Annotated in this window: 22 protein-coding genes; all 22 read left to right on the forward strand. The window is 34.1% G+C overall.

Annotated elements, in window-relative coordinates:
• Positions 1 to 191 precede the first annotated feature (191 nt).
• The 22 genes from LEPBI_RS11050 to LEPBI_RS19245 all read left to right on the forward strand — a co-directional run bounded on the left by LEPBI_RS11050 (position 192) and on the right by LEPBI_RS19245 (position 15,969).
• Positions 192 to 1,148, forward strand: coding sequence for a zincin-like metallopeptidase domain-containing protein (locus LEPBI_RS11050; RefSeq protein WP_012389203.1), 957 nt, complete (start codon positions 192 to 194; stop codon positions 1,146 to 1,148).
• A 202-nt stretch (positions 1,149 to 1,350) separates the two neighbouring features.
• Positions 1,351 to 2,028 (forward strand): YdcF family protein, encoded by a 678-nt coding sequence (locus tag LEPBI_RS11055; protein WP_012389204.1) that lies wholly within the window; start codon positions 1,351 to 1,353, stop codon positions 2,026 to 2,028.
• 509 nt (positions 2,029 to 2,537) lie between these two features.
• Positions 2,538 to 2,750, forward strand: coding sequence for an AbrB/MazE/SpoVT family DNA-binding domain-containing protein (locus LEPBI_RS11060; protein ID WP_012389205.1), 213 nt, complete (start codon positions 2,538 to 2,540; stop codon positions 2,748 to 2,750).
• Entirely contained in the window at positions 2,751 to 3,149 is a 399-nt protein-coding gene (locus tag LEPBI_RS11065) for a type II toxin-antitoxin system death-on-curing family toxin (protein WP_012389206.1), read from the forward strand.
• A 195-nt stretch (positions 3,150 to 3,344) separates the two neighbouring features.
• Positions 3,345 to 4,223, forward strand: a complete 879-nt coding sequence (locus tag LEPBI_RS11070; RefSeq protein ID WP_012389207.1) for a hypothetical protein — start codon at positions 3,345 to 3,347, stop codon at positions 4,221 to 4,223.
• A 1,167-nt stretch (positions 4,224 to 5,390) separates the two neighbouring features.
• Positions 5,391 to 5,636, forward strand: a complete 246-nt coding sequence (locus tag LEPBI_RS11080; RefSeq protein WP_012389209.1) for a CopG family ribbon-helix-helix protein — start codon at positions 5,391 to 5,393, stop codon at positions 5,634 to 5,636.
• Complete coding sequence (locus LEPBI_RS11085; RefSeq protein WP_012389210.1) at positions 5,636 to 6,052, forward strand: putative toxin-antitoxin system toxin component, PIN family; 417 nt, start codon at positions 5,636 to 5,638, stop codon at positions 6,050 to 6,052. The genes LEPBI_RS11080 and LEPBI_RS11085 overlap by 1 nt, the downstream gene beginning before the upstream one ends.
• A gap of 282 nt (positions 6,053 to 6,334) precedes the next feature.
• On the forward strand, positions 6,335 to 6,565 hold the full coding sequence (vapB, locus tag LEPBI_RS11090) for a type II toxin-antitoxin system antitoxin VapB (RefSeq protein ID WP_012389211.1): 231 nt from the start codon (positions 6,335 to 6,337) through the stop codon (positions 6,563 to 6,565).
• A complete protein-coding gene (gene vapC, locus LEPBI_RS11095) occupies positions 6,565 to 6,963 on the forward strand; it encodes a type II toxin-antitoxin system tRNA(fMet)-specific endonuclease VapC (protein ID WP_012389212.1) in 399 nt (132 codons plus the stop codon). Before vapB ends, vapC begins: the two co-directional genes overlap by 1 nt.
• 270 nt (positions 6,964 to 7,233) lie before the next feature.
• Complete coding sequence (locus LEPBI_RS11100) at positions 7,234 to 7,611, forward strand: type II toxin-antitoxin system RelE/ParE family toxin (protein WP_012389213.1); 378 nt, start codon at positions 7,234 to 7,236, stop codon at positions 7,609 to 7,611.
• Positions 7,577 to 7,894: a helix-turn-helix domain-containing protein gene (locus tag LEPBI_RS11105; RefSeq protein WP_012476326.1), complete on the forward strand. Its 318-nt coding sequence runs from the start codon at positions 7,577 to 7,579 to the stop codon at positions 7,892 to 7,894. The genes LEPBI_RS11100 and LEPBI_RS11105 overlap by 35 nt, the downstream gene beginning before the upstream one ends.
• Before the next feature lie 210 nt (positions 7,895 to 8,104).
• Positions 8,105 to 8,770, forward strand: coding sequence for a GDSL-type esterase/lipase family protein (locus LEPBI_RS11110; RefSeq protein WP_012389215.1), 666 nt, complete (start codon positions 8,105 to 8,107; stop codon positions 8,768 to 8,770).
• A gap of 455 nt (positions 8,771 to 9,225) precedes the next feature.
• Positions 9,226 to 9,753, forward strand: a complete 528-nt coding sequence (locus LEPBI_RS11115; RefSeq protein ID WP_012389217.1) for a hypothetical protein — start codon at positions 9,226 to 9,228, stop codon at positions 9,751 to 9,753.
• A gap of 1,409 nt (positions 9,754 to 11,162) precedes the next feature.
• The gene (locus LEPBI_RS11125) at positions 11,163 to 11,444 is read left to right on the forward strand and encodes a type II toxin-antitoxin system RelE/ParE family toxin (protein WP_012476327.1); all 282 of its coding nucleotides are present in this window, start codon (positions 11,163 to 11,165) and stop codon (positions 11,442 to 11,444) included.
• Between the two features lie 11 nt (positions 11,445 to 11,455).
• The gene (locus LEPBI_RS11130) at positions 11,456 to 11,761 is read left to right on the forward strand and encodes a HigA family addiction module antitoxin (protein ID WP_012389218.1); all 306 of its coding nucleotides are present in this window, start codon (positions 11,456 to 11,458) and stop codon (positions 11,759 to 11,761) included.
• 197 nt (positions 11,762 to 11,958) lie between these two features.
• Positions 11,959 to 12,327 (forward strand): hypothetical protein, encoded by a 369-nt coding sequence (locus LEPBI_RS11135; RefSeq protein ID WP_012476328.1) that lies wholly within the window; start codon positions 11,959 to 11,961, stop codon positions 12,325 to 12,327.
• Positions 12,328 to 12,503: 176 nt separating this feature from the next.
• Positions 12,504 to 12,965, forward strand: coding sequence for a hypothetical protein (locus LEPBI_RS11140; RefSeq protein WP_226992759.1), 462 nt, complete (start codon positions 12,504 to 12,506; stop codon positions 12,963 to 12,965).
• A 274-nt stretch (positions 12,966 to 13,239) separates the two neighbouring features.
• Complete coding sequence (locus LEPBI_RS11145) at positions 13,240 to 13,539, forward strand: type II toxin-antitoxin system HigB family toxin (protein ID WP_012476329.1); 300 nt, start codon at positions 13,240 to 13,242, stop codon at positions 13,537 to 13,539.
• Positions 13,540 to 13,944, forward strand: coding sequence for a helix-turn-helix domain-containing protein (locus LEPBI_RS11150; RefSeq protein WP_004787073.1), 405 nt, complete (start codon positions 13,540 to 13,542; stop codon positions 13,942 to 13,944). It begins immediately after the preceding gene.
• A gap of 545 nt (positions 13,945 to 14,489) precedes the next feature.
• The gene (locus LEPBI_RS11160) at positions 14,490 to 14,882 is read left to right on the forward strand and encodes a MerR family transcriptional regulator (RefSeq protein WP_012389221.1); all 393 of its coding nucleotides are present in this window, start codon (positions 14,490 to 14,492) and stop codon (positions 14,880 to 14,882) included.
• Positions 14,867 to 15,223, forward strand: a complete 357-nt coding sequence (locus LEPBI_RS11165) for a YnfA family protein (RefSeq protein ID WP_187148054.1) — start codon at positions 14,867 to 14,869, stop codon at positions 15,221 to 15,223. Before LEPBI_RS11160 ends, LEPBI_RS11165 begins: the two co-directional genes overlap by 16 nt.
• A gap of 299 nt (positions 15,224 to 15,522) precedes the next feature.
• Positions 15,523 to 15,969, forward strand: coding sequence for a helix-turn-helix domain-containing protein (locus LEPBI_RS19245; RefSeq protein WP_041769868.1), 447 nt, complete (start codon positions 15,523 to 15,525; stop codon positions 15,967 to 15,969).
• Positions 15,970 to 16,128 lie beyond the last annotated feature (159 nt).

The following is a 16,128-nucleotide window of genomic DNA, read 5'->3' on the forward strand; positions in this document are numbered from 1 at the left end:
CATAACAGCATGGAAACGCTGCGCTTCGGCACAAGGCCTCGCTTGGGCTACGCCACATTTCCCTTCTGTCACTCGTTTGCATCCGCAAACTCCGTGCCAGTCCCTAACGTCCCGTTGGGACTCAGGGTCGGGAAACGTCGTCTCCACTAGTTCGTTATGCGATATTGCAAAATTAACTTAACTCTAATCACATGAATCAAAAAATTAAAATCGAAGAAATAGTTTCAGAATTAACATTTGAATTAATTAATACGTTGAAAACAAAATCTTTAAAAAAATGGACGCAACCGTGGTTAAAAAATGGATTCCACACAAATGTAAAAACAAAAAATAAATACAATTTTTGGAACTCTAAAATCTTAAATAAAGCATTGGAGAAAAATAATTACAAGTATCCTATTTGGGGATCTATTAAGCAATGGAATCTATTAGGACATTCAATCAAGAAAGGTGAAAAATCTAATGCAAAAATAATTGTTCCGATTTCTGAAAAATTAGGAAGAGAAAATGGAACACCAAATTCAGAAAATAATAAAAGCGAGAAAGAAGAACAAGCAAATGATGAAATTAAATATAAATTTCGAACATCTCCTTTATTCAATATTGAACAAACAAATGCTGATTTAAATTTATTCACGAATTTAATCGGGCCTATCCCCTTAAATCAATCTAATAAAATAATAAAATTTATTAAATCAATAAAGCATAACTCAATAATATCGCATGCTATCGAAAATCCGATTTATTCTATTGCACTCGATCAAATCCAACTTCCGTCTCAAAGTTTTTTTAAAACCGAAGAAGACTTTTACATAACTTACCTTCACGAACTCGGACATTGGACAAATCATTTTACTAGATTAAATAGAAAACCAAATATTAAAGTTAAAGAATTTGAAGCAAAATTAGCCTTCGAAGAAATAACTGCCGAAATTTGTTCCGCTCTTTTAGGAACAGCTTTTGGATTTGAAAGAGACCTTCAACACCCTGAATACATTCTAGATTGGATAAATAAATTGGAAAAATACCCTTTTGCAATTTATCAAGCGGGATCTTGTGCTCAATCCGCGGCTCAATATCTTTGTATACAAGCAGGTGAACATGCCCCAACAAGTTGGCCAATACGCTCCAATTCTGATGACTGGTAAAGCTAAAATCGAATAAAAGCAACATCGCATAACAGCGACTTACCGCTACACTTCGGCACAAGGCCTCGCTCGGGCTACGCCAAATTGTCCTCCTGGCATTCGCCTTGCGTTCGCAAGCTACATGCCAGTCCCTAACGTCCCGTCCGGGACTCAGGGTCGGACAACTTCGGTAAGTCTAGTTCGTTAAGCGCAATTACTTAAAATGCTTCTTGAGAATCACAAAAAAATAACTGAAAAAGATTTAGAATCTGCAAACTTAATATGGAATTTTCTTTCTATTCGGGATACGATTCAAAAATCAGATCTAATAATTGTCTTGTGTAGTCATGATTTGAGAATTGCGAAATATGCTGTTGATCTTTATAAACAAGGTTTAGCCAAATATATACTCTTTTCAGGTGGTTTAAATTTCTTTACCAAACATATTTTTCCTAATTCAGAAGCTGAAGCTTTTGCAAATTTAGCAATCTCTGAAAATATTCCAAAAGAATTTATAATTATAGAAAATAAATCCTCCAATACAGGGGAAAATATTCAATTTTCTAAACAACTTCTTTATTCTTTGAATCTAAAATTCGAAAATATCATCGCTATCCAGAAACCTTCAATGACTTTAAGAATTAAGCTTGCATTAGATAAACAGTGGCCTGATGGAAATTTTTCTATTGCTTCACCAAACTATAGTCTTTTTGATGCTACGCATTCACATATTAACCTTTTTATGATTATTAATGAAATCGTTGGTGATCTACAAAGGATCATTGAATATCCGAAATTAGGTTTTCAATCTGATACGATTATTCCAGATAAAATAATTTTAGCTTACAGTCAATTAATTGAAAATGGCTATAATTTACATTTAAACAAATCAAGTTTTTGAATTTTGAATTTATGTTAATATAAAAGATATTCTGCTAACCTTCATTTTTTTAAAAAAAATTTCTTAATCCGAAAAAACGAAGAGTTGAAAAACTAAAAGAAACTACTATTGTTTTAGATTAGAATTTTATACGAAATAAGCTTTTGCAAATAAGTAACTGCGCTTAACAGCAGCTAACCGCTTCGCTTCGGGACAAGCCCTCGCTCGGTCTGTGACACATAGGCTTCTGGCACTCCCCTTGCCTGCGCAAGTGTCGTGACCAGTCCCTAACGTCCCGTTACCGGGACTCAGGGCCAGCCCACGTCGGTTAGCCTAGTTCGTTATACGACATAGCCAAAAAATCGATTCTGAATATAAAAATGTAGTTAAGAGATCAAAGATAATCATTTCAAATCACTCATAAAATCTAATTTCTGTAGAATTTTACTAATTTTCTCAATTCAAAATAATTCATTTTTTGATTGAAATTGATTATACAATGTTATTACATTGTTAATACAGGATTAAATATGTTAAAAAAACTTGTACAACACGGAAACAGCTCCGCTTTAGTTATTGAGAAACCTATTCTTGAACTACTAAAAATTGATCAAAATTCTACACTCGAAGTTACCACTGATGGTAAATCTTTAATTATCAAACCAATTGAGAAGAATTTAGCTAAGTCTTTAGAAAAGATTAATAAATCACACAGTAAAACACTCAAAAAACTAGCCCAATAAATGCTCGATGATATTATTTTCCTCTCCATTGAGGACGTAATTCTAATACATAAAAACCAAATTGAAATGTATGGTGGAGCAGCCAATATTCGTGATTATGGACTCTTAGAATCTGCCATTAATCAACCAATGACTACATTTGATGGTGTAAGTTTACATCCTTCATTATTCGATAAAGCTGCAGCATACTTATATTACTTATGCAAAAATCATCCCTTTTTGGACGGGAACAAAAGAGTGGCCTTAGCATCTTCACTGGTATTTCTCGATATTAATGGATATGATATTCTTGATCCAAATGAAATTCTCTATGACTTCGTTATTGGAGTTGCAGAGGGAAAATACAAAATAGAAGAGATTAAGAATACTTTAGAATCTCTAGCTAAACTTAATATTTAAAAATAGGCTACGTCGTATAACAGCGACTTACCGCTACGCTTCGGGACAAGCCCTCGCTCGGCCTACGGCAAATTGTCCTCCTGGCATTCGCCTTGCTTACGCAAGCTACATGCCAGTCCCTAACGTCCCGTTTCCGGGACTCAGGGTCGGACAACTTCGGTAAGTCTAGTTCGTTATACGCAAGCGATAGAAACTATGATTAAAAAACACTCACTATTATATGTATTATCAATTTCTTCTTTCCTTTTAGGATTCCTCTTTCTATTTTCATTGTTCTTACAACTTAGGGAAACTGGGTTTAGTTACTCTCCATTTGAAATTAATTTGGATGATAGCAATAAAATAGCTTCAACTATCCAGGGAATTACAGGTACGATTTGGTTATTTACAACAATTTCTCTACTTTTCCTTACAACTGATATTCAAAAAAAAGAATTTAAAAATACATCAGAAGCATTAAATCGCCAAAACCAAGATAGTCATTTCTTCAGTTTGATAAACACATTTCTTCACATAAGATCAAATATTGAATTCTCGATAAATTTACCAATAACAACTGACACAGGGAAATATTATGATTTAATTCAAAATCAATATAAAGGAAGCAAATATTTCACACACGTATTCTTTTGGTATCATATGTTCTACGAATATATGGACCCTAGAATTACAGACGAAGATAGAAAAAAAAAGCATAAGGAAAGTTTACAAGATATCTTCAGAATACCAGATTCAACATTCGATATATTAATCAAAAGTGGAATTCTCATTGAGGACGAAATGGTGTTTACTAATTTTACTTTTTCAACATTCTATACTTTAATTTCATTTGAATTAGATAGCTACTTAAATTTCCTAAAAGTACTTATTTTATTTTCGTTGAATAGTATAGATCAGAAATTATTCATCAGTCATTTAAAATCTTTACTATCTCCTTATGAAATAAATCTACTTTTCTATTATTCATTATCCCAAAAAGAATTTTTGAACCATCTCAAATCAACTTCCTTTTTTCAAAACATAAATGAAAATCTATTGATTAAAAAAGAGCATATGAGGTTCTTCACAGAATAACTATCGCCAGCGTATAACAGCAACTAACCGCTTCGCTTCGGGACGCGCCCTCGCTTGGGCTGCGCCACATAGGCTTCTGGCACTCCCCTTGCATTCGCAAGTGTCGTTCCAGTCCCTAACGTCCCGTTGGGACTCAGGGCCAGCCTACGTCGGTTAGCCTAGTTCGTTATGCGAAATAATGTAAATAGAACGTTAACTAAAGAATATGTAAAGGAATATGGTCAAATAAAATAGTAACAGAGAAATATATGTCTAAAACCATCAACAGAATCTTTAATAACCAACTTTTTTATTTTACCGTTTTTGCATTCTTATCGTCTCAAATTCTAAATTTAATTTTTGGAAAAGGAGATTCACTTATTCTAACTCTATTGTATTTAATATTGTTTGTTCTCCAAATATATTTTTTATTATTACTTATTTTTGAATTAACAAAACCAGTTCAAAATAACTATAACGTTGATTTTAAATCATTTTCTTTATATATCGTTGCAATTTCTATTATTTTTGGATTTCTCGGCAGTTCTATGACAATAATAAATGCTATATATGCCGAATTGATATTCTCCATATATACTTCCGCGATATTTCTATTACTTACAAAAATACCATATCTTTTCATATTAGTTTCATATATTTCTGCTCGAAATTTTCAATCTATGAATCTACATTTGACGTTAATTTTAAATGAACCTAAATTAAGAACATATTTTATATTTATGATCTTAATCGAATTCACTCCTTTAATTTTTCTAATATTGGAATTATATTTTTCTCCGATTATTACGGCTCTTACTAATTTTTCGATATACTTTCTTTCCGGAATTTTGATGTTAATTATCATAGAAAAACTACAATCAATTTCAAGGAATCAACGAACTTATCGTTAAAATACATTACTTCGCATAACAGCAACTAACCGCTTCGCTTCGGGACGAGCCCTCGCTCGGTCTGCGACACATAGGCTTCTGGCACTCCCCTTGCATTCGCAAGTGTCGTTCCAGTCCCTAACGTCCCGTTCGGGACTCAGGGCCAGCCTACGTCGGTAAGTCTAGTTCGTTATGCGAACATTGCGGGGAAGAGTCGCCACATCCGTGTGGCGTTTTTAAGAATTACAAAAAAATATACATTTGACATATATACAAATATTGTATATTCTGGAAAATTATGAATCAGACTGTTAACATCTCTTTCGAAAAGGCTCTTTTAAAAGAAATTGATAAAATTGCAAAAAGAGAACACAGATCCAGATCTGAATTAATCCGGGAAGCAGCGAGAGCTTACATTGAGAAAAAATCTAAGTGGCAAGCTATCTTTGATTTCGGTGTTAAATCTTCTGAAAAATCGAATCTTACTGAAAATGATATTTTCGCAGAAATTAAAAATGTTAGAAGAAGTAAAAAAGCTTCTTAATGTTAAAAGTTCTATTAGATACAAATATTTATATTTCCGCAATTTTGTTTAATGGTAAACCCAAAGTTGTTTTACAAGATTTAATAGATGAGATTTTTATTGGATTTATCTCAAATGAAATTATCGATGAAATAGAGGAAACTTTATCAAAACCTAAATTCAAACTTCCAAATGATTTTATCCAGTATACAATTTCTGAAATCAGAAGTTCCACCACAATTATCAAAAATAAACCACTGAAAGAATATCTGAATTTAAGAGATCGAGATGATTTTCACATTCTTGAAACTGCTTTTTCCGCAGATGTTGATTTTTTAATCACTGGTGATAAAGACCTTCTAGCTTTAGAAAAAATAAAAGAATTCAGAATCATAACTCCAGACGAGTATTTGAGAATAAAAGAGGAACTAAGTTAAGATTGCGACATCCGTGTCGCTCCCCGCAACGTCGCATAACACCGACTTACCGCTACGCTTCGGGACTAGCCCTCGCTCGGCCTCCGGCAAATTCCCTTTCTGTCACTCGTTTGCATCCGCAAACTACGTGCCAGTCCCTAACGTCCCTTCGGGACTCAGGGTCAGGGAACTTCGGTAAGTCTAGTTCGTTATACGACATGGCGAAAAGGCATTACTCAGAAATGCAAAAATAAGAATTAAAAAGAGTTGACTTGATATATACCAAGATACATACTTTTATATATGCAAACAGCAAAAATTTTTGTCAATGGTAGAAGCCAAGCAGTCAGAATTCCAAAAGAATTTCAATTTAAAGGTGAGGAAGTTTTTATACATAAAGTTGGAGAAGCTGTTGTTCTTGTTCCAAAAAATAAAGCATGGAATACGTTTTTAGATGGATTAAATGGTTTTACAGATGATTTTCTAAGTGACGGAAGGATTGATTTAACGGAATCAGAAAGAGAACAATTTTAATGTATCTAATTGATACAAATATTTGCATTTACCTTATTAAAAAGAAAAATATTAAACTCTTACAGAAATTTCAAAAGAATTATAGTAAAGGCATTTTTATTTCTTCACTCACTTTAGCTGAACTAGAATTTGGGGTAGAAAATAGTGAACATAAAGAGAAAAATAGAATTTCTTTAATTGAATTTCTTACTATTTTTGAAGTTTTAAGCTTCGAGCAAAAAGACACTTTTGCATTCGGGAAAATTAAAAGCGATTTAAGAAAATCAGGAAAAATGATTGGAACTATGGATGCATTATTAGCAGCCCAATCAGTTTCACGAAACCTTATTTTTGTTACAAATAACACAAAAGAATTCGAAAGAATTAACAACTTGAAAATTGAGGATTGGACTATTTAATCTCGCCACGTCGTATAACAGCGCATTAACGTTCCGGGAAGGTCTTGCGCCTTCCCTCCAGGCTTCGCCACATTGGTCTCCGTCACACTCCTTGCAAGGCAAGGAGATGTGCCGACGGTAACGCCTCCTACGGAGGCTCACCTTCGACCAACGTCGTTAATGCTAGTTCGTTATACGACATGTGGCAAAAGTCATTGAAACCAAATAATTTCAGTAAAAGGAAATAAAAAAAGTATTGATATTGTAACGTTTTACCGTTACACCTGAAAAGTGAAAGAATTTACAGCTTATATAGGCGAAAAATTCACTATTGAATGGTATTCTGACGAAAAAGAAAAATCCGATGTTCTAGACTATTTCAATGAACTACCGGATGATTTAAAAATTAGAACTTTGGTTTTGTTCAAAAAATTTGCTGATATTGGAGAAATCAAAGATAAAACTAAATTCAATTTTGAAGGTGATTCTATATTCGCTTTCAAACCTATTCCACACAGATTCCTTTGCTTTTTTGTTAAAGGAAAGAAAATTATAATAACTAACGCTTTTGTCAAAAAAACTGATAAATTGCCAAAAAACGAAAAAATTAGAGCTATCAAAAGAAGGGAAGATTATGAAACAAGAAGTAAAAAAGGCATCTACTACTAAATCTACATTTGATCGTTTGATGAAAAATAAATCCTTCAAAGCTAAATTTGATAAGGAATATGATGCTCTCAATCTTTCTGAAACTTTAATTGAATTAATGGAATCTCAAAAAGTTTCTGTAAGAGAACTTTCTAAAAAAGCAAATGTTTCTAGCACTGTAATTCAAGAAATTAGAAGTGGTAAACAAGACAACCCTACACTACTTGTTCTTTCCAAATTAATCCACACTTTAGGTGGAGAAATTGTTATCAAGAAGGGAAAGAAAACCTTAGCTAGTGTCTAAGCCACACGTCGTATAACAGCGACTTACCGCTTCGCTTCGGCACTAGGCCTCGCTCGGCCTACGGCAAATTGTCCTCCTGGCATTCGCCTTGCTTACGCAAGCTACATGCCAGTCCCTAACGTCCCTACGGGACTCAGGGTCGGACAACTTCGGTAAGTCTAGTTCGTTATGCGACATTCGTCGGAATAAATTTTAAAAACAGAGGAAAATATGAAAGAAGATATTAAGAAAATCTTATTTGCCGTTCTACTAGTTATCTATTGCAACATAACTAGATTAACTGCACAAAACTTAAAGCCTATTCTAATTCGTCCATTCGGTGATTCTATCACTTATGGTGTTGGCTTTTCTGATTGGGGAACTTGTTACATTTCACAAATTAACCAGCAACTTTGTATGCCACCTGCAATGGCTGGAGGTGGATATAGAGGATGGTTGACTTTACTTGCTACTCAAGGTTTAGGGTTATATTTTACTACAGAAGGTTACCAAAGCGGGGGATCGTATTATTTACAATGGCTTACTAATACTCAAACTCATGATGGTTATCCTGGATATCGTACTGACCAGCTAATTCAATTCTCTACCTTCGCAAGTTTTTCTAACTTTACTTTAATACATGCTGGTACAAATGACATTCTACAGAACAAGTCTTACGAAACCGCTGCTAATAACCTATTTAGTATTATTAATAACGTTCTAGCGACTAATACAAATACTACAGTCGTCGTTGCAAAAATAATTCAAATTTCCTCTATCAATCAAGTGTATTCTAATCTAAATTCGCAAATACAATTATACAATACTCTAATTGATAGCAAATTTAACGCTTTACAAACAGATTTAAAAGCTAGAGTCAGGATCGTAAATATGTAAAATCTCTTAAATGATCAAAATGATTACTCACCTGATGGTATTCATCCAAATGCTAGCGGCTATTTTAAAATGGCTTGTAATTGGATGGCGGGAATTAACAATTCAAACCCTTCTGGACCTTGTAGTGGATTAAACTTCGAAAAGTTAAAACTGGATATGAATTCAAAAGGTTTTGACGACAATGCTTATAAATCACCAAATGTTAAAATTGAAAAACTAATAAAAGGTGAACTGTAGCTCCTCACTCTAACTCCGAACGTCGCATAACAGCAACTAACCGCTTCGCTTCGGGACGAGCCCTCGCTTGGGCTGCACCACATAGGCTTCTGGCACTCCCCTTGCCGTCGCAAGTGTCGTGGCCAGTCCCTAACGTCCCGTTCGGGACTCAGGGCCAGCCTACGTCGGTTAGTCTAGTTCGTTAGTCGCAATCGCTCAAATTAATATTTAAAAGCATAATGTCTAAAAAAAAATTCATCGGAAAACTATTAGAATTTAAATATTCCGACAAAAAGGAAGTTTTTAAAGGAATCGTCTTAGATTATAATAATGATTGGACTTTTCTGTTATATAATCCAGTCGATTACGTAGCAGACGGATTCTTAATTCTCAAAAATTTACAGTCATTACGCTTTTCAAAGAATACCAATGACAATATGAATGAAAAAATTTTAAAAATTAAAATCGATAGTTTGGGTATTCCCATTGATTTACCACTGCTTAAAATTGAAGATATTCTAAAATATATTTCTGAAAAATATGGAATTTTAGAAGTTCAAACTGATGCACTCAGTAAAAGTTATTTGGGAAAATTCAAGAAACTAGAAAATAATTGTATTATATTGAAAAATCTGACACCAAAAGCGAAATGGAATGGTAATACTAAGTTGATCGAAAATAAAATTAGAATAATTAAATTTGATAACGATTACATAAATTCAATAAAGTTGATTTTGAAAATAAAAACAAATAAATTCAATTTTTAAAATTCAAAATTCAAAAGAAGATTAAATCTGATTTAAATTTATAAAGGATTAGAATTCAAATTGGCTACAAATATTAATCTTTTATATTCGCGACTGCGACTAACAGCGCCTTACCGCTACGCTTCGGCTCAAGGCCTCGCTCGGCCTGCGGCAAATTCCCCTTCTGGCATTCGCCTTGCTTACGCAAGCTACATGCCAGTCCCTAACGTCCCGGCGGGACTCAGGGTCGGGGAACTTCGGTAAGCCTAGTTCGTTATGCGTAATGGTCAAATTTCTCACGTTATCTTTAGAGCCAGAGTAATTCTTATATATCAAAAATGATTAAAAATATTTTCCAAATAATAGAAGATAATTTATTACCATGGAAATTTTTTATTCATGAAAGCAAAAAACATGACGCAATAGAATGGATAAAAAAAAGAAGTATTCCATGGAAAATCAAATTCATTAGACTAATGCCATATCTCCCAGAACCACAATGCCTTAATGTTTCGAATACTTTTAAAATATTGAGGTGGTACGGTAAGTATTCAAGGAACCGAGCTTGGGTTCTAGTTTACGCAATTAATCATAAAAAGACTTTGTTTCTTACTATTTTATCACCAATTCGAATAATCTTTTGCGTTGCTTTCTATTTATTTTTCTCACTAGAGAAGGAAGCATTTTTCTTTTCTTTAATTCCATCTATTTACTATTTTGTTTTCTTTCAAAATGAATATTATGACGACGTTAGACCATTCTTGAATAGATTAAGGAAAGAAGTTTAAAAAGAATTATTCAACATCATATTAACTTAATGATACTTATATATAGATAAAATATTTGAAATGAATTATCTATCTCTGAACGGATTCAAAATTTTCCCCTTGGTCTCAAAAATTTCTCTCAAACTCTATTCATTGCTACAAGGAAAGTCAGTATAATCTCAAAAACTAAGTTAAGTCGAAAAAATTCTTGGGCAAAATAAAATTTTATTCTATCTAGAAAAACATAAAAAACTCAAAAAATCAGAGCTTTTTGGTCTCAGTCGAAATAATATTAAAACAAAATAATTGTTATACTTTAGTGGATACAAAGCAGACCACTACGCATAACAGCGACTTAACGCTTCGCTTCGGGACGAGCCCTCGCTCGGTCTGCGACACATTCCCCTTCTGTCACTCGTTTGCATCCGCAAACTCCGTGCCAGTCCCTAACGTCTCTCCGAGACTCAGGGTCGGGGAACGTCGTTAAGTCTAGTTCGTTATGCGAAATGCTTGGAAATAAACTTTTGAATCCCAACTCAGTTTGAAAAAAATATTGGAAATCCAAAAAAATCTGCTCTTATGGAAACTTCATTGAATTAGAAAATCTCGGAATTCCCTGTAATAGTACTTGACGCTAGTATCTCAATACACCAGTATTGGCTAGTGATAAAATCCTTCAGAGACAAAGAAACTGAAGCTATTTGGAATGGTGCTCTATCTAAAAAATTCCCTAAGGATATTCAAAGAACCGCTAGAAGGAAAATGATACATATCGATAGTGCTAAAAATCTAGAAGATTTAAAAACACCACCGGGAAACAGACTTCATCAACTTACTGATGACCGAGCTGGACAACATTCAATAAGTATCAATATGAAATATAGAATCTGTTTTCATTGGAATAACGGTTCTGTCGAAAATGTTGAAATTGTAGATTATCATTAAGGAGATTCTGTATGAATAAAGAACTTATGAACATTCATCCTGGCGAAATTCTCTTAGAAGACTTTCTTAAACCTATGGAATTATCCGCTTATAAACTTGCACAAAGTACTCTTATTGATCAAAAAAGAATTAGTGAAATTATTCATGGAAAAAGAGCAATTACTGCTGATACGGCTCTGAGATTCTCTAAATTCTTCGGAAATTCTCCTGAGTTCTGGCTCTCTATTCAAGCTCATTATGATCTAGAAATCAAGCAATTTGAATTGAAAAACGAGTTAAGAGCAATTAAGAAATACAAAGAACTCAAAGCCAGTTAAATCCAAGCACGTCGCATAACAGCGACTTACCGCTACGCTTCGGGACAAGCCCTCGCTCGGCCTTCGGCAAATTGTCCTCCTGGCATTCGCCTTGCGTTCGCAAGCTACATGCCAGTCCCTAACGTCCCTTCGGGACTCAGGGTCGGACAACTTCGGTAAGTCTAGTTCGTTATGCGAAATTTTAGAAATTAAATTATATGAAGTTTATAATTAATCTAGTTATTCAATTAATATTCATGACGGCTGCACTTGCTGATAGTCAAAATGAATACATTGTGACAGCTAAAGATGGGATAATACTTCGTGAGTCATCCTCAATAAGTTCAAAAAGGATCACGAATATTCCATTTGGTAGTATTGTCTTTAGGGTAAGCTCTTTTGAACAAAATGATGAAAATTTACATAAAAAAAAACTGATTCCATTCAAAATTATTATGAATTATATAATAATGAAAAGTCCTGGTATAAAATTAAATATAATGATTTGGAAGGTTATGTATATTCATACTATCTTATCCAAAATACAGAAAAATATAGAACTCATTTTCTCTACAAATATGAATTAAATGATTTTAAAATTACGAGAGACTTCATACCGTCTATCGATGATCAATAAAGACCTAATTTTTCATTATATACGAGGGTATTTAAAGGAAAAAATAATATTTTAAATTTAAAATCTCCTTTAGTTGTAAACGAAACAGCATTTATCGAAGACGATTCTATGGTTTTCTCATATCCTATGGATTGGGAAGAATACCATTCTCTCGAAGGAGGGTTCACCCCTTTATATTTTGTACGATTTCACAGATTAAATTTAAACAACAAGAAAGATAACAAACCATTACTTGTAATTAACATTACAAAAGTAAACATTGAGACATCTCTTCCGAAGCAAATCGATATTTTCTATGAGAATAATAATAAAAAATCAAAAATAAATTTTGATTTCTCTGAAAAAGAAATCAAAATTCAAATTAATAATAAAAAATATTACAATGAACATTTAAGTAAGAAACTAAATTGTTTAATTGAATTTAATTATTTTGAAACATCTACATCGGACGAAGAAGTATCAAAAAAAAGAAATTTAGTGTACTTCAATTTTGAATCTCAAATTAATTTCTGGAAAAACGATAAAATTACCATAGAAGTGTGCAATCAGCCACTTAAAATCGATTTCAAATTAAATTCTATAAACTAAAACTTCGCATAACAGCGACTTACCGCTACGCTTCGGCACAAGGCCTCGCTCGGGCTACGCCAAATTCCCCTTCTGGCATTCGCCTTGCGTTCGCAAGCTACATGCCAGTCCCTAACGTCCCGGCGGGACTCAGGGTCGGGGAACTTCGGTAAGTCTAGTTCGTTATGCGAAAATTTTCGGGCGCTTTTATTTTAATAAATTGCGAGCGTCCATGCTCGCTAAAAAGGTAAAAAAAGTTGTTGTTACCAATTCGGGAACATGTGCTTATTGATTTGTGAGGGTTATTTCTAGAAAAATACTGAGAGATTTCTACTCTATTACCAAATACTCCGACTCCAAAATTCCGATAGAAGTTTGGTTTAAAGAAACTTCGAAAGCTTTCTGGAAATCTCCCTCAGATGTTAAGGAAAAAAACAGAAATGCTAGTTTCCTTAAGGATAATAGAATCGTTTTCAATATACATGGAAATAAATACAGATTGATTGTGAAGGTTCACTATAATCTACAAACTGTATTTATAAGGTTTATCGGTACTCACGAACAATATGACAAAATCAACGCTGAGGTGATTTAAATGAACATTAAACCTATTAAAAATCAAAAAGATCACTTAGATGCACTTTCTGAGATAGAAAAACTCTGGGATGCTAAGAAAAATACACCCGAATACGACAAATTAGATATTTTAATTACCTTAGTTGATGCTTACGAAACTAAACACTACCCTATTGATGATCCGGATCCAATTGAAGCTTTAAAATCGGTTATGGATGACATGAACATGAAAAGTGTTGATTTGGGAAATCTCATCGGCGGGCGAAGTCGTGCCACTGAAATCTTAAATCGAAAGAGAAAGCTTACTTTAGAAATGATTAGAAAAATTAATCAAAATCTAGGAATTCCTACAGACATTCTTGTAAAAGAATATAAAGTCAAAACTTCTAAGACAGGAAGAAAAAGAACGCCGTCCGTGGCGTAATTACTTCTTTAAGCCCGAAAACTTCGCATAACAGCGACTTACCGCTTCGCATCGGGACTTCGCCCTCGCTCGGCCTGCGGCAAATTTCTCTCCGTCACGCTTTCTTGCTCTCGCAAAAAGCGCGCCGACGCTATCGCCTACTACGTAGGCTCAGCTACGAGAAACGTCGTCTCCACTAGTTCGTTATGCGAAATAAACCAAAATCTATTTTGAATTCGCAGGATTACAGGAACAATCGACTGAACAAGCATGTGGTTTCTTCTTGATTTTCCATACAATTAGTAGAATTAAACTCAACGCGAGGAAAACTAATCCTATTTTTTCACTCCATTCAAATAAAAAGCTAAATCCAGCTAATCCACTTAAACCTATTATTAAAGGTGCAAGACAACATAACCCGCAAAGACCTATTCCTAGCATTGATAAGTTTCCAGACCATTTTAATAATGGATTCATATTTATGAACATTTTAGACCTCTATCTAATTTTTTATCAGTCTAAACCGTGGAGTTAACTCCATTGTCAATAGGGGTTTCGAAAAAAATATGTTAATTGGTGAAATTGTTAAAAAAACAGGGATTTCCAGAGATACTATTCGATTCTATGAAAAGGAGGGACTCTTCAAAAACTGCCTTATTATTCGTAAAGACAACAATTATAAAGAATATTCTTCCGATGTGTTAGAACAACTGCAACTAATTCATACACTCAGAAAATTGAATTTTTCTTTATCTGAAATAAACAATTTAACTAGAATCAGAAATCCCAATCTTCTCGACTGTAATGATCTTTCAAAGTCCCTTAACAAAAATATAGAAATTATTGATGCACAAATTAATTCTCTTTTAAAACTGAAGGAAGATTTGATGAAAGTTGAATCAGCTTGTTCACCTAATTGCAATTTTATTGATAAAAAACCTTCATGCTTAAGTTGTTAAATTCAGAATTATTCCTTATTTACCTAAAACCAACTCTCATTTTCATTTTAGCTGGACTATGCGAAATTGGTGGCGGTTATCTAGTTTGGCTTTGGATTCGCGAAAATAAATCGATAGGTATTGGTTTATTAGGATTTATTATTTTAGGATTCTATGGTTTAGTAGCTACATGGCAACCTGCAAACTTTGCAAGAACATATGCAACATATGGTGGAACCTTTATAGTCATGTCATTGGCGTGGGCATGGAAATTTGACGATTTTATTCCAAATAAATTTGATCTAATTGGATCAGCCATTGCTTTGATCGGCGTAATGATTATCTTTTTTGCTCCGAGATAAAATAGGTAAACCTGGTTTACGTCGTATAACAGCGACTTACCGCTACGCTTCGGCACTTGCGGCCTCGCTCGGTCTGCGACACATAGGCTTCTGGCACTCCCCTTGCAGTCGCAAGTGTCGTTCCAGTCCCTAACGTCCCGTTCGGGACTCAGGGCCAGCCTACTTCGGTAAGCCTAGTTCGTTATACGACATAGGTTAATGTATGCCTCAGGACATGGGTAACACTTTTGTAGCAAGACATAGGTAACACTTTCTGGTTTCTAGTCCCTTTAGATCACCTTTATAGGAGGGCTTTGGGGATGCCTTGGAAGGAGTTTAATATCGTGGATTTAAGATTTCAATTTGTTCTGGATAGCTTCCAGATTGGCGGAAATTTTACTGAACTCTGTGCTCAGTATGGAATTTCTACTCAGTGTGGATATAAGTGGAAAGAAAGGTTCATTAAAGAAGGAAAAGAGGGACTTTTCGATAAAAAGAAAACTCCTAAGAATTCCCCGGCTAAAATCGCGGAAGAAACCATTCTTGAGATCATCAAAATCAAAAATCATAGAAAGTTTTGGGGTGCTAAGAAAATCTTAGAAACTTATAAGAAGACTTTTCCAAATAGAAAAGCTCCTAAAAGATCTACCATTGAACGTATTCTTAAGAATGTGGGACTACAAGACACTAAGAGAAAAAAAAGACCCTCTAACTCGGGACAAAGAATCTCTATGCCTGAGAATGCGACTAGACCTAACCATGTTTAGACTGTCGACTTCAAAGTATGGTGGTATACTCCAGCCAGAGAGAAAGTAAATCCTCTCACCTTCAGAGATGACTTCTCCAAATACATTCTTTCCATCAAAACTCTTAAGAAAGGTGATATCGCTTCCGTTAAAGCTGAATTTATAAGTTTATTCTCTATC

The sequence above is a fragment of the Leptospira biflexa serovar Patoc strain 'Patoc 1 (Paris)' genome (assembly GCF_000017685.1).
GTDB lineage: Bacteria > Spirochaetota > Leptospiria > Leptospirales > Leptospiraceae > Leptospira_A > Leptospira_A biflexa.